Origin of the sequence: Caulobacter sp. 602-1, assembly GCF_003931565.1 — a bacterium.
Classification (GTDB): Bacteria; Pseudomonadota; Alphaproteobacteria; order Caulobacterales; family Caulobacteraceae; genus Caulobacter.
In genome coordinates, this window is the sequence record NZ_RRYI01000003.1 from 398,208 (window position 1) to 411,399 (window position 13,192).

Below are 13,192 nucleotides of genomic sequence, written 5' to 3' on the forward strand. Positions count from 1 at the left end.
GATCCAGATATGGCGCCCCGCCATGCCATGCGATAGACGGTTGGCGCCTTAGTACGTGTCGCGAGCGGGACTCACCGCAATTTCGCCGCATCATGACATGAATTAGTGGCGCCGGTTTCCATGGGGTGTCGTTCGTAATGCAGCGCAAGGTCCTGGTCGCGACGGTCGCGGCCGCTCCTCTCTTGGCCATGGGTTTCGCCGCGTCGGCCGAGACCACGGTCACCACCGCGCGGACGACGCCGATCGCCACCAGCACGGCTGCGGGCGCTACGACCGCCGACGACGTCCGGATCACCGCCGACGGCTCGATCAAGCCGACCACCGCGGGCGCGATCGTCACCCTGGACAGCAATAACAAGGTGACCAACGCCGGCACCCTGCAGACCACGGGCGTCAACGACAGCGTCGGCGTGCTGGTCATCGGCGGCAAGACCGGTTCGCTGACCAACTCGCTGGCGATCACCCTGGACGAGGACTACACGCCGACCGACAGCGATTCGGACGGCGACCTGGACGGGGCCTTCGCCCAGGGGAACAATCGCTTCGGCATCCGGCTGACCAACGCCGGGACCTTCACCGGCGACATCATCAACGACGCCACCGGCACGATCACGATCGAGGGCAACAACTCGGCCGGCATCCTGCTGGAAGGCCCGGTGGTCGGCAACGTCACCCACCTGGGCGCCTTGGGCGTGGTCGGCGACAACAGCTATGGCGTGAGGATCGCCGCGCCGGTCACCGGCAAGGTGACCATCGGCGGCACGTCCAACGTCCAGGGCACCAATTCCGTCGGCGTGGCGCTGGACTCGAACATCACCGGCGCGGTGAGTCTGCAGGGCAGCGTCTCGGCCACCGGCTATCGCTACACCTCGCGCCCGACGACGACGGACGCGCTGGGCAAGCTGGACGCCGACGACCTGCTGCAGGGCGGCCCGGCCGTCCGGATCGCCGGCGACGTGACCGGCGGCGTGCTGCTGCAAGGCGCCAACTACTCGTCCAAGGTCGGCGCGGACGGCAACACCGTCACGACAACGATCACCTCCAGCAACACCGGCTCTTCCAGCATCAGCGTCTTCGGCGCGGCTCCGGCCCTGCAGATCGGCTCGGCCACGCAGGACGTCACCCTGGGCGCGGTCGGCGCCGGCGACCTGGCCTACGGCCTGGTGGCCAAGGGGGCGATCGCCGCGGGGGGCGTCTATGACAAGGTCACCGCTACCGGCGTTTCGATCGGCGCGGGCGGCGGCAAGACCACCACCCTGACCAACGGCCTGCGCAACGACGGCACCGTCACGGCCACGACCTACGAAGCCGACGCCACCGGCCTGATCCTGAACTCGGGCGCCAGCGTCGGGGAAATCCGGAACCGCGGCTCGATCACGGCCACGGCGGGCTCGTACGCCGGCTCGGGCGTCACCGCCACGGCGCGGGCCGTGGTGCTGGGCGCGGGATCGAACACCACCGCCATCAACAACAGCGGCGCGCTGATCGCCACGCGCACCGGCGAGACCGGGGACGCGGTCGTCATCCTCGACCAGGCCGGCACGCTGAAGACCGTCACCAACACCGGCTCGCTGCGCGCGACCCTGTCGGCCCCGGCCTACAAGGCCGACGGCACGGCCGTGACCGTCACCGCCGGCGGCCAGGCGATCGCCCTGGACCTGCGCGCCAACAATTCGGGCGTGACCTTCACCCAGAAGGGTCCCACCGATTACACTTCGACCTCGACCTTCCCCAGCACCGACACCGTCACCAGCACCGACGCCACCAACACCACCCAGGCGCCGGTGACCATCGGCGACGTGCTGTTCGGCGGCGGCGATGACACCCTGAACCTGTGGAGCGGCACCCTGGTGGGCGCCATGTCGTTCGGGGCTGGCCAGGACCGCCTTTCGATCGACGGCGGCGGCGTGGCCCTGGGCAAGCTGACGGACAGCGACGGCAAGCTCGACATCGCCGTGGCCAACGGCAGCCTGGGCATCGTCAACACCGACACGATCAACGTCAGCAGCCTGACGGTCGGCGACAAGGGCAAGATCCTGTTCTCGGCCGATCCGGCCGCCGGCCTGAACACCAAGCTGGTGGTTTCGGGCGCGACCAACATCGCCACCGGCGCCGAGCTGGGCATCCGCCTGGCCAATCTGGTCAAGCAGCCCACCACCTTCACGGTGATCGAGGGCAGCAACGTCAATGTCGGCACGATCGGCAACGGCCTGCTGGCCCAGTCGCCGTTCATGTACGTGGCCACCAGCCGCGCCGACACCAACAACGTCTATATCGACGTCCGCCAGAAGACGGCCGCCGAGATCGGCCTGAATCGGGCCGAGACCGCGGCCTATGACGCCGTCTACCAGGCGCTGGGCAAGGATTCGGCCCTGGCCGGCACGTTCCTGAACCAGACGACGCGAGACGCCTACCGCGACCTCTACGACCAGATGCTGCCCGACCAGGGCGAGGGCCTGTTCTCGGCCCTGCAGTCGGTCAACCAGCAGATCTCGCAGGCCACCATGTTCCGCCCCGATCCGGGCGACCGCTATGGCCCCGACAGTGTCTGGGTGCAGGAAATCACCTCGCTGACCCGGCGCGACACCAGCCAGACCTTGGGTTCGGACACCCAGGCGTTCGGCTTCGTGGCCGGCTATGAGGCCATGGGCGACGCCGGCGGCGCGCTGGGCCTGACCCTGGCCTATACCAGCGTCGAGGAACACGACACGGTCGCCAAGGTCGGCGAGCAGACCACCGCCTCGTTCGTCCAGACGGGGGCCTACTGGCGTCGTTCGGTCGGCGGCTGGCGCATGAACGCCGGCGGCGGCCTGGGCTACGGCTTCTTCAAGGGCGACCGCCGTTTCATCGCGCCGGACGGCAACGCCGACGGGGTCGCCGACCTGATCCTGAAAAACACCGCCGACTGGAAGGGCCTGACGGCCAACGCGTTCGCTGGCGTCGCCTACGAGCAGAAGTTCGGCCGCTTCTTCGCCCGCCCCGAAGGCCGCCTGGACTATGTCTGGCTGCGCGAGGGCAAACGCGCCGAGGCCGGCGGCGGCGACGGATTCGACCTGACCGTCAACAAGCGCACCTCCAGCAACCTCAGCGGCGAGCTGGGCGTGGTGGTCGGCGCCGACTTCGGCAAGAATGTCTGGTGGCGTCCGGAATTGCGGGTCGGCTACCGCCAGACCCTGGCCGGTTCGGTCGGCGACACGGTCGCGGCCTTCAAGGGCGGCAACCCGTTCACCCTGGCCGCGCTGAACGACAAGGACGGCGCGGTGACCGCCGGCTTCGCCCTGCGGGCCGGCACGCCGATGTCGTACCTGGGCATCGAAGGCGGCGTCGAGGCCACCAAGAAGCAGAAGCGCTACAATCTGCGTCTGGCCGGCCGGGCGATGTTCTAGGGTCCAGCGGCCCCTCGCCATTCTCCGAGAAATGCCGAAAAGCCGTCACGGGAAACCGTGGCGGCTTTTTCCGTGAACGGAACTTTTACGGTTTAAACGTCTGATAAGGCTGAAGATTCGCAGCTTATTTCGCGACACTTTGCCGCGCCTGCAGAAAAACTCATGGCCGGTTTTCCTAAATCTCTATTCCAGAGCTAGGGATAATAATCTTCCCTGGCTCGGCAGGTCGGCCCGCCCCGCGGCGCCGAGAGGGGACAGACACGATGACCAAGACCTGTATCGCATTTCGCGTGGCGCTGATCGCCGGCGCGTCTCTGCTGGCCACGGCCGGCGCCGCATCCGCTCAGGACGCCGCGCCGCGCTCGCCCGCCGAGGCCGAGGCGCGCATCGCCGCGCTGGAAGCCCAGCTGGCGACCCTGGCCCAGCAAGTCGCCGACCTGAAGGCCGCGACCGCCGCCAGCCTCAAGGACGTTCGCGCCGCCCAGAGCGCCACCACCGTCAGCATCGCCGCCGGCAAGCCGACCATCGCCTCCGGCGACGGCGCCTTCAGCGCCACGATCCACGCGGTGATGCAGCTCGACGCCGCCCAGTACTATCAGGACAAGGGCCTGCCCGCCGTGCTGGGCAACGCCCGCGACCTCAACAGCGGGACCAACTTCCGCCGCGCCCGCATCGGCGTCGACGGCAAGTTCTACAAGAACTTCGAATACAACGCCCTGCTCGACTTCGGCGGCGCCGGCACGGATGGCCAGGGCGCGCTGCAGGAGCTGTGGGTCCAGTACAACTACGCCCCGTTCAAGGTCCGCGCCGGCGCCTTCGCCCCGAACCTTGGCCTCGAGGACGCGGCCTCGACCAACGGCTCGCTGTTCCCCGAACGCCCGTCGGGCTCGGAACTGGCCCGCGGCCTGGCCGGCGCCGACAGGCGCATCGCCCTGCAGGGTCAAGCCCTGGGCGAGCGCTGGCTGCTGTCGGGCGCGATCACCGGCGCCAAGGCCGGCGACGGCCAGACTTTCGACGAGCAGTTGGGCTATCTGGGCCGCGTCGCCTTCGTGCCGTTCAAGGGTCCCGACTGGCTGGTCCATGTCGGCGCCAACGCCAGCAAGGTCGTGACCCCGGCCCAGACCGCCGTCGGCGGCGCCTATAACGTCGCCGTCAGCGACCGTCCTGAACTGCGCGTCGATGGGACGCAGCTGATCACGACCGGCGCGATCGACTCAACCGGCGCCCGCCACTACGGATTCGAGGCCGCCGCCCAGAAGAAGAACCTTCTGATCCAGGGCGAATATTTCGATATCGCCATCGACCGCCGCAACCCGGCGAGCGGAGCCACCGATCCGAAGTTCAAGGCCTGGTACGTCGAAGGCTCGTGGGTGCTGACCGGCGAGGCCCGCCGGTACAACGCCAACAACTTCGCGTTCGACGCCCCGGCCATCGCCCACCCGTTCGACCCGAAGAAGCGCCAGTGGGGCGCCTGGGAACTGGCGGCGCGCTACTCGGTCGCCGACCTGAACTATCACGAGCGGGCCACCCTGGCCGCCGACCGCGTCCGCGGCGGCGAGCAGAAGATCACCACCATCGGGATCAACTGGTTCCCCAACCCGGTGACCAAGTTCTCGCTGGGCTACTACGACGTCTCGATCGATCGCCTCGACCCGGCCGGCGGCGCCGTTCCGCTGAGCCAGGACTACCAGGTCGTCAACCTCCGAAGCCAGTACGCGTTCTAACCCGGTCGGCGCGGCCTCTTCGGGGCCGCGCCGGCTCCTCCTATACTTGGAAGACCTCCAGAAAGGATCGTCTCGATGAGCGACTTCACCCAGGCTCCGACTCGCAGAGGTCTTCTGGCCGGCGCCGGCGCGAGCGCCGCCGCGCTGGCGATGGGTGGTGGTTCGGCCTTCGCCCAGGCCAAGCCCGTCACCCTGCTGAACGTCAGCTACGATCCGACGCGCGAGCTCTACAAGGACGTCAACGCGGCCTACGCCAAATACTGGAAAGAGAGAGTCGGCCAGACCCTGGTGATCAACCAGAGCCACGGCGGTTCGGGCAAGCAGGCCCGCTCGGTGATCGACGGCCTGCAGGCCGACGTCGTCACGCTGGCGCTGGCCTACGACATCGACGAGATCGCCGCGAGGGCCAGGCTGCTGCCCGCCAACTGGCAGTCGCGCCTGCCGCAGAACTCCACGCCCTACACCTCGACCATCGTGTTCCTGGTACGCAAGGGCAATCCCTGGAAGATCAAGGACTGGGGCGACCTGGTGAAGCCGGGCATCGACGTGATCACCCCCAACCCGAAGACCTCGGGCGGCGCGCGCTGGAACTACCTCGCCGCCTGGGCCTGGGCCCTGAAGCAGCCGGGCGGCAATCCCGCCAAGGCCGAGGCCTTCGTAAAGACCCTGTTCGAGCACGTGCCCGTCCTGGACACCGGCGCCCGCGGCGCCACCACCAGCTTCACCCAGCGCGGCCTGGGCGACGTGCTGCTGGCCTGGGAAAACGAGGCCTACCTCGCCCAGGACGAACTGCCCGGCAAGTTCGACATCGTCTATCCCAGCCTGTCGATCCTGGCCGAACCCCCGGTCGCCCTGGTCGACAAGAACGTCGATCGCCACAAGACCCGCACTGTCGCAGAAGGCTATCTGAACTTCCTGTACAGCCCGCTGGCGCAGGAGCTGATCGCCAAAAACTACTACCGTCCGCGCAACGCCGACGTGGCGGCCAAGTACGCAGCCCGCTTCAGGAAGATCCCGCTGGTCACGATCGACGACACCTTCGGCGGCTGGAAGAAGGCCCAGGCCACGCATTTCGCCGACGGCGGCGTGTTCGACCGCATCTATCAGCCGAAGTAACGCCCTTCGACGGCCCCGCCGCTCCGGGAAGCGCGAAGGGGGCGTCGGATCGCGCGGCGACTATCCTCCCCAGTTCGCCGCGCTCGACGGCGGAGATCCAGCCATCGGATCTCCGCCGTTCACGTTTCCGGCGCGACCTATGTTGGGAACTCGACACGATCGGGTACGTTGAGCGTCCACGGGGCGGTGGGAGCTTGGCCTTAGGCATGAACGACATTTCGGAACCGGCGCGCGACACAGGCCAGGGCGCGGCCCGCAGTCCCGAGGACCTCGAAGCGATCATCGAGGCCCGCACCCGCGCGCTGACCGAGGCGCTGGAACAGAAGACCGCCCTGCTCCACGAGGTGGACCATCGGGTCAAGAACAACCTCCAGCTCATCTCCAGTCTGCTGCTTTTGCAGAACCGCCGGGTGACCGACCCCGCGCTGAAGGCTTCGCTGCGCGGCATGCTGGGTCGGGTCAACGCCATAGCCACCGTCCATCGACGCCTGTTCCAGAGCGAGGATGTCGAGCGCTTCGACGTCTCGGCCTTCATCCGCGACATGGTCGCCGACCTGATGGGTTCGGCCGGCCGCGACGACATCCGCATCGAACTGGATCTGGAGCGCGTCGAGATCCCCGCCGCCAAGGCCGCGCCGTTCGCCCTGGTGGTCAACGAGTTGCTGACAAACGCGCTGCGGCACGGCTTCCCCGAGGGCCGCGGCGGCCGAATCTTCGTCGGCGTTCGCCGCCAGGAGGGCGAATTCCGGATCGAAATCGCCGACGACGGCGTTGGGCTCGATAAGGACACCACGCCATCCGGCTTCGGCCTCACCATCGTCCAGCTGCTTTGCCAGCAGCTCAAGGCCAAGAGTGAGACCACCGACGCCGAACCCGGCGCCCGCATAATCGTTTCGCTGCCGGTTAACGGCGCGCACTAGAAGGACAGTTTCAGTATGACCGGGCGTGCGCTCGACGTGTTGATCGTGGAGGACGAGATGCTCCTCGCGATCGAGCTCGAACATCTTGTCGAGGAGGTGGGTTGCCACTCGCTCGGCTGCGCCATGAGCTCCGAGGAAGCCGTCGATCTCGCCAAGAAACTGAACCCCGACCTCGCCCTCGTCGACGTCCACCTCAGCGACGGCCCGACCGGGGTCGAGGTGGCCCGCAAGATCTCGAGCGACTGCGGCGGCGTGGCTTTGTTCATGACCGCCAACGTCAAGCGCCTGCCCGAAGACTACGCCGGCGCCTGCGGCGTGATCGGCAAGCCCTATTCCGAGCATGGCGTGAGGACGGCGCTGTCTTACCTCACCTACTGCCTGACCGAGGGCCACGCGCCCGGCCCCGTGCCCGTGGGCCTGACCCTGGCCCCGGCCTATGCCGAACTCTGGGGCCTGACCGACCTGACGCCGAAAAGCGCCTGATGGCCGCGCCGCCCGTCGCCGCCGTCGTCGGCACGGCGGCCGCCCTGTTGTCGATCACCAGCTTCGCCCCGCAGATCATCAAGATCTGGAGGGAGAAGGACGCCTCGTCCGTTTCGCTGCGCACCTACGTCGTCACCGTGACCGGCTTCGCCTGCTGGATCGCGTACGGACTCCTGCTCAAGGCCTGGCCGGTGATCGCCTCCAACACCGCCTGCCTGCTGATGTCCGGCGCGGTGCTGGCCATGAAGTGGCGGTTCGACCACAAGACCTGAGGCCCCCCTTTTTGGTGACAGGGGGGGCGGGGTCCGCTATCGAGGCGCGCCTATTTCCGCATCCCAACTTGCTTGAGGGACAGTCGCCTTGACCGAAGCCGCCGAGGAAGCCGGCTGGGCCACCGCCAAGACCCTGGCCGAGGCCCTGCCCTACATCCAGATCTACGACCGCGAGACGGTGGTGATCAAATACGGCGGTCACGCCATGGGCCAGGAAGAGGTGGCCAAGGTCTTCGCCGCCGACGCGGTGCTGCTGAAGCTGCTGGGCGTCCATCCGGTGGTGGTGCACGGCGGCGGTCCGCAGATCAGCCGCATGCTGGACAAGGCCGGCGTCAAGTCGACCTTCGTGGACGGCCTGCGCGTCACGGACGAAGCCACCATGGAAGTGGCCGAGATGGTCCTGTCGGGCGCGATCAACAAGGAAATCGCCAACTGGATCACCCTGGCCGGCGCCGAGGCCGACGTGCGCGGCGTGGGCCTGTCGGGCAAGGACGCCCGGATGATCACCGCCGAGAAGGTGACCCGCACCAAGCGCGATCCCGACAGCAACATCGAGCAGGTCGTCGACCTGGGCTTCGTGGGCGAGCCGACCAAGATCGATCCGCACATCATCCAGGCGCTGCTGACCTCGGAAACCGACTACATCCCGGTCATCGCCCCGATCGGCGTCTCGACCGACGGCCAGACCTACAACATCAACGCCGACACCGTCGCCGGCGCCCTGGCCGGGGCGCTGAAGGCCAAGCGGATGCTGATGCTGACCGACATCGCCGGCGTGCTGGATGGTGAAGGCCAGTTGATCCGTCAGATGACCATCGACGAGGCGCGCGGCCTGATCGAGAGCGGCGTGGCCAGCGGCGGCATGATCCCCAAGCTGGAAAACGCCATCCACGCCGTGGAATCGGGCGTCGAAGCCGTCGTCATCCTGGACGGTCGCCGCCCGCACGCCATGCTGGTCGAACTGTTCAGCGAACACGGCGCGGGAACGCTGATCTCGCGCTGATGTCGGCTGACCTCTCCCACGTCGACACCTGGCTGTTCGACCTCGACAACACCCTGTACCCGCTGGAAAGCGAGTTCATGGGCCTGATCGAGGCCAGGATGACCGACTTCGTCGCGCGTATGACCGGCCTTCCGCGCGAGGAGGCCCGGGCGCTGCAGAAGCGGTACTTCACCGAACACGGCACCACCCTGTCCGGACTGATGATCAATCACGGCATGGAGCCCAAGGCGTTCCTGGACGAGGTGCACGACGTCTCGATGGATCGCCTGGTCCCGGACGCCGCCCTGCGCCAGGCGATCGCCCGGTTGCCGGGGCGGCGACTGATCTTCACCAACGGCTCGCTGGGCCACGCGGAGCGCGTGCTGCGTCATTTGAACCTGCACGACCTGTTCGACGACCTGTTCGCGATCGAGACCGCCGACTACCTGCCCAAGCCAGCCCTGGCGACGTTCGACAAGATCACCAAGCTGCACGCCGTGCGCCCGCCCCAGGCGGCCTTCTTCGAGGACAGCGAGAAGAATCTGGTCCCGGCCGCCCGGCTGGGCATGTCGACCATCCTGGTCGGGCCGCACGCCAAGGACTCCACCTCCGAACACGTCCATTTCCGCACCAACGACCTCGCCGGGTTCCTGAGCTCGGCGCGCCTGCAAGGAATCCCGCAATGACCGCCGTGAGCCCCCCTTCCATTTCTTTGGCCGACCTCCAGACCGAGATCGAAGCCGCCTGGGAAGCCCGCGCCGACGTCTCGCCCGCCACCACCGGCCCGGTCCGCACCGCCGTCGACGAAGCCCTGCTGCTGCTCGACAGCGGCAAGGCCCGCGTCTCGGAAAAGGTCGACGGCGAGTGGGTGACCCACCAGTGGCTGAAGAAGGCCGTGCTGCTGTCGTTCCGCCTGAACCCCAACACCGTCATGCGCGCCGGCACGCTGGGCGGCGCCGTCGGTCCGTGGTGGGACAAGGTGGCCAACAAGTTCGACGGCTGGGACGCCCCGCAGTTCGAGGCCGGCGGCTTCCGCGCCGTACCCGGCGCCATCGTCCGTCGCGGCGCCCACATCGGCAAGAACGTCATCCTGATGCCGTCGTTCGTGAACATCGGCGGCTATGTCGACGAGGGCACGATGGTCGACACCTGGGTCACGGTCGGCTCCTGCGCCCAGATCGGCAAGAACGTCCACCTGTCGGGCGGCGTCGGCATCGGCGGCGTGCTGGAGCCCCTGCAGGCCAACCCCACCATCATCGAGGACAACTGTTTCATCGGCGCCCGCTCGGAAGTCGTCGAGGGCGTGGTCGTCGGCGAAGGCTCGGTCCTGTCGATGGGCGTGTTTATCAGCGCCTCGACCAAGATCGTCGATCGCAAGACCGGCCAGATCCACATCGGCAAGGTCCCGCCCTACAGCGTCGTGGTCCCGGGCAACCTGCCCGACCCGAACGGCGGCCCGGGTCTCTACTGCGCGGTGATCGTCAAGACGGTGGACGCCCAAACACGCTCGAAGACATCGATCAACGATCTCCTGCGGGATTAAGCGTCCTTGGATCCTCCCCCGGATCGCGGGGGAGGATCCATACAACCCTACTTCGTCGCCTCGTGGACCTCACGCTTGGTGTCCGCGGCGCCGTCCTTGACGTCCTTCTTCAGGTCCGAGCCGGCTTCCTTGGCCTTATCACCGGCCTTTTCGCCCAGTTCCTGAGCCTTGTCGGTGGCCTCGCCGGCGGCTTCCTTGAGCTCCGCGCCGGTCTCCTTGGCGCTTTCCTTGATCGCCGTGCCGGCTTCCTTGACGTCCGGGTCGTTGGCGATGTTGTGAGCCGCGTCCTTGATGTCGGAGGCGGCGGCTTTCGCGCCTTCCTTCACCTCTTGGGCGTGCTGGTCCGAGCAGGCGGAAAGGGCCAGGGCGGCGCCGGCGGCCGCGATCAGCAGCAGTTTCGAACGCATGGTCTTGCTCCTCTTGAGTCGGCTGCATAACGAAGGCCCAAGGCCAAGGTTCCGACTCGGCTTTGCGCGAAGCCGCTTAGACCGCTAAACCCCCCGCCATGCGCATCGCCTTCCTCGGCACCCCAGACTTCGCCGTCACGTGCCTCGCCGAACTCGTCGCCGCGGGCCACGAGATCGCCTGTGTCTATTCCCAGCCGCCGGCCCCGCGCGGGCGCGGCCATGAGCTGAAGCCCTCGCCGGTCCACGCCTTCGCCGAGGGCCTGGGCCTGCCGGTCCGCACGCCGGTCTCGATGAAGACCGCCGAGGAGATCGAGGCCTTCCAGGCCCTGGGCCTGGACGCCGCCGTCGTGGTCGCCTTCGGCCAGATCCTGGTCAAGGCCGTGCTCGACGCGCCGACGCATGGCTGCTTCAACCTGCACGCCAGCCTGTTGCCCCGCTGGCGCGGCGCCGCCCCGATCCAGCGGGCGATCATGGCCGGCGATCAGGTCACCGGCGTCCAGGTCATGCGGATGAGCGAGGGCCTGGACGAGGGTCCGATCCTGATGTCCGAGCAGGTGCGGATCGACAAGCTGGAGACCGCCGGCTCGCTGCACGACAAGCTGGCCGCCGTCGGCGCCCGCCTGCTGCCGGTGGCCCTGGCCGCCGTCGAGCGCGGCGGGGCGATCGAGACCCCGCAGGCCGAAGAGGGCGTCACCTACGCCAAGAAGATCAAGTCGGCCGAGGCCCGCATCGACTGGACCCGCCCCGCCGCCGAGGTCGACGCCCACATCCGCGGCCTGTCGCCGTTCCCCGGCGCCTGGTTCGAAGCGCCGTCGGACAAAGGCCCCGTCCGCGTCAAGGCCCTGCTGTCGCGCCAGGAAGACCAGGATGGCGCCCCGGGCGTGGCCCTGGACGACAGCCTGCTCATCGCCTGCGGAGAGGGGGCCGTCCGCCTGCTCAAGGCCCAGCGCGAGGGCAAGGGCGTCCAGGACGCCGAGACCTTCACGCGCGGTTTCCCGATTCCGGCCGGGACGACGCTGGCCTGATGCCCCGCTATCGCCTCCTCGTCGAGTATGACGGCCGACCCTATAACGGCTTCCAGGCCCAGGCCGTGTTGCCGTCGGTGCAGGGCGCGATCGAGGCGGCGGTGACGGCCTTCAGCGGCGAGACGGTACGCATCGCCGCCGCCGGCCGCACCGACACGGGCGTCCACGCCACTGGCCAGGTCGTGCATGTCGACCTCGAGAAGGACTGGCCGGCCCAGACCGTGTTCAACGCGCTCAACGCCCACCTGACCCGGGAAGCGGTGTCCATCCTCTCCGCCGAGCTCGCCGAGGAAGGCTGGCACGCCCGCTTCTCGGCCAACGAACGGCGCTACCTCTACCGGATCCTCAACCGCCGCGCCCCGCCGGCGCTCGACAAGGGCAAGGTCTGGCACGTGAAGAAGGACCTGGACGCCGACGCCATGCACGCGGCCGCCCAGCATCTGGTCGGCCTGCACGACTTCACGACCTTCCGCGACATGCACTGCCAGGCCAAGAGCCCGGTGAAGACGCTCGACGTCACTCGCGTGCGCCAGGTCGGCGAGGAGATCCATCTGGACTTCGAGGCCCGCAGCTTCCTGCATCGGCAGGTGCGCTCGATGACCGGGACGCTGGTCGAGGTCGGCGCCGGGCGCTGGACGCCGGACGACGTCAAGGCCGCGCTGGAGGCCAGGGATCGGCGCGAATGCGGGCCCGTGGCCCCGGCGGATGGCCTGTATCTGGTGGGCGTGGGGTACGGCGCCTAGGCAGCCTTCGCGCCCAGCGCCCGCATCCTGGCCAGCCATCGCGCCCGACCGGCCGGTCCGATCGACTCGACCCCGCCGATGATCGAGCTGCGGATGGGGCGCACGCCGGCCAGCATCAGGACGCCTTTCTCGATCGCCTTCAGGCCATGGGCGCCGAAGACCAGGCGGAACACCGGGCCAGGCATGCCCATGGTGACGACCAGGCGCGCCGAACGGCCCTTGAGCTTGGAGATCCAGCCTCGCTCGCCGATGGAAAAGCCGAAGCCGCCGCGAAACACCTGCTCCAGGAGCGCCTTCAGCTTGGCCGGAACGCCGCCCAGCCATAGGGGAAACAACAGCACGATGTGCTCGGCCCACTCGATATTCTGTTGCAGGGCGCGAATTTCGGCCGGCGGCTGTCCCTGTTCGAATTCCGACTGGCGCAGCAGGTAGGGGACATCCATCGCCCCCAGGTCGACGCGCTTCACGGTGTGGCCGGCCTTCACCGCGGCGTCGGCATAGGCGCTCGCCAAGGCGCCGCCGAAACGATCGGGGCTGGGGTCGGGGTGCCCGACCAGGATGAGAATACGCCGGCTCATGACGATCAGGGTG

Annotated in this window: 12 protein-coding genes and 1 pseudogene; 11 read left to right on the forward strand and 2 right to left on the reverse strand. The window is 68.1% G+C overall.

The window, feature by feature from the left end:
* Positions 1-125: 125 nt before the first annotated feature.
* The 9 genes and pseudogenes from EIK80_RS10775 (at position 126) to dapD (ending at position 10,426) form a co-directional block, all read left to right on the forward strand.
* Complete coding sequence (locus tag EIK80_RS10775) at positions 126-3,386, forward strand: autotransporter outer membrane beta-barrel domain-containing protein (RefSeq protein WP_125156984.1); 3,261 nt, start codon at positions 126-128, stop codon at positions 3,384-3,386.
* A gap of 263 nt (positions 3,387-3,649) precedes the next feature.
* A complete protein-coding gene (locus tag EIK80_RS10780) occupies positions 3,650-5,110 on the forward strand; it encodes an OprO/OprP family phosphate-selective porin (RefSeq protein WP_125156985.1) in 1,461 nt (486 codons plus the stop codon).
* Positions 5,111-5,185: 75 nt separating this feature from the next.
* On the forward strand, positions 5,186-6,226 hold the full coding sequence (locus tag EIK80_RS10785) for a sulfate ABC transporter substrate-binding protein (protein WP_125156986.1): 1,041 nt from the start codon (positions 5,186-5,188) through the stop codon (positions 6,224-6,226).
* 284 nt (positions 6,227-6,510) lie between these two features.
* A pseudogene (locus EIK80_RS10790) lies at positions 6,511-7,146 on the forward strand (sensor histidine kinase); the annotation flags it as partial.
* A gap of 15 nt (positions 7,147-7,161) precedes the next feature.
* Positions 7,162-7,629: a response regulator gene (locus EIK80_RS10795; RefSeq protein WP_125156987.1), complete on the forward strand. Its 468-nt coding sequence runs from the start codon at positions 7,162-7,164 to the stop codon at positions 7,627-7,629.
* The gene (locus EIK80_RS10800; protein WP_125156988.1) at positions 7,629-7,901 is read left to right on the forward strand and encodes a SemiSWEET family sugar transporter; all 273 of its coding nucleotides are present in this window, start codon (positions 7,629-7,631) and stop codon (positions 7,899-7,901) included. The genes EIK80_RS10795 and EIK80_RS10800 overlap by 1 nt, the downstream gene beginning before the upstream one ends.
* Before the next feature lie 88 nt (positions 7,902-7,989).
* Positions 7,990-8,904 carry an acetylglutamate kinase gene (gene argB, locus EIK80_RS10805; RefSeq protein WP_125156989.1) on the forward strand — a complete coding sequence of 305 codons (915 nt, stop codon included), beginning with the start codon at positions 7,990-7,992 and terminating at the stop codon, positions 8,902-8,904.
* Positions 8,904-9,569, forward strand: a complete 666-nt coding sequence (locus EIK80_RS10810; protein ID WP_125156990.1) for a pyrimidine 5'-nucleotidase — start codon at positions 8,904-8,906, stop codon at positions 9,567-9,569. Before argB ends, EIK80_RS10810 begins: the two co-directional genes overlap by 1 nt.
* Complete coding sequence (dapD, locus tag EIK80_RS10815; RefSeq protein ID WP_125156991.1) at positions 9,566-10,426, forward strand: 2,3,4,5-tetrahydropyridine-2,6-dicarboxylate N-succinyltransferase; 861 nt, start codon at positions 9,566-9,568, stop codon at positions 10,424-10,426. The genes EIK80_RS10810 and dapD overlap by 4 nt, the downstream gene beginning before the upstream one ends.
* A 47-nt stretch (positions 10,427-10,473) precedes the next feature.
* On the opposite strand, the gene EIK80_RS10820 is transcribed toward dapD, so the two are convergent.
* Entirely contained in the window at positions 10,474-10,833 is a 360-nt protein-coding gene (locus EIK80_RS10820) for a cell surface protein (RefSeq protein ID WP_125156992.1), read from the reverse strand.
* Positions 10,834-10,931: 98 nt separating this feature from the next.
* Here EIK80_RS10820 and fmt point away from each other — a divergent pair, with 98 nt between their 5' ends.
* Both fmt and truA read left to right on the forward strand, forming a co-directional pair.
* Complete coding sequence (fmt, locus tag EIK80_RS10825; protein WP_125156993.1) at positions 10,932-11,858, forward strand: methionyl-tRNA formyltransferase; 927 nt, start codon at positions 10,932-10,934, stop codon at positions 11,856-11,858.
* Entirely contained in the window at positions 11,858-12,601 is a 744-nt protein-coding gene (truA, locus tag EIK80_RS10830; protein WP_125156994.1) for a tRNA pseudouridine(38-40) synthase TruA, read from the forward strand. Before fmt ends, truA begins: the two co-directional genes overlap by 1 nt.
* On the opposite strand, the gene EIK80_RS10835 is transcribed toward truA, so the two are convergent.
* On the reverse strand, positions 12,598-13,179 hold the full coding sequence (locus tag EIK80_RS10835; RefSeq protein ID WP_125156995.1) for an NAD(P)H-dependent oxidoreductase: 582 nt from the start codon (positions 13,177-13,179) through the stop codon (positions 12,598-12,600). The genes truA and EIK80_RS10835 overlap by 4 nt on opposite strands.
* Positions 13,180-13,192: the final 13 nt, after the last annotated feature.

What these genes read in the sequence shown, in the direction of transcription:
- EIK80_RS10820 (WP_125156992.1), bottom strand. Translation starts at nt 10,833, where the DNA reads ATGCGTTCGAAACTGCTGCTGATCGCGGCCGCCGGCGCCGCCCTGGCC.
- EIK80_RS10795 (WP_125156987.1), top strand. Translation starts at nt 7,162, where the DNA reads ATGACCGGGCGTGCGCTCGACGTGTTGATCGTGGAGGACGAGATGCTC.
- EIK80_RS10835 (WP_125156995.1), bottom strand. Translation starts at nt 13,179, where the DNA reads ATGAGCCGGCGTATTCTCATCCTGGTCGGGCACCCCGACCCCAGCCCC.
- fmt (WP_125156993.1), top strand. Translation starts at nt 10,932, where the DNA reads ATGCGCATCGCCTTCCTCGGCACCCCAGACTTCGCCGTCACGTGCCTC.
- dapD (WP_125156991.1), top strand. Translation starts at nt 9,566, where the DNA reads ATGACCGCCGTGAGCCCCCCTTCCATTTCTTTGGCCGACCTCCAGACC.
- EIK80_RS10785 (WP_125156986.1), top strand. Translation starts at nt 5,186, where the DNA reads ATGAGCGACTTCACCCAGGCTCCGACTCGCAGAGGTCTTCTGGCCGGC.
- EIK80_RS10800 (WP_125156988.1), top strand. Translation starts at nt 7,629, where the DNA reads ATGGCCGCGCCGCCCGTCGCCGCCGTCGTCGGCACGGCGGCCGCCCTG.
- EIK80_RS10810 (WP_125156990.1), top strand. Translation starts at nt 8,904, where the DNA reads ATGTCGGCTGACCTCTCCCACGTCGACACCTGGCTGTTCGACCTCGAC.
- EIK80_RS10780 (WP_125156985.1), top strand. Translation starts at nt 3,650, where the DNA reads ATGACCAAGACCTGTATCGCATTTCGCGTGGCGCTGATCGCCGGCGCG.
- truA (WP_125156994.1), top strand. Translation starts at nt 11,858, where the DNA reads ATGCCCCGCTATCGCCTCCTCGTCGAGTATGACGGCCGACCCTATAAC.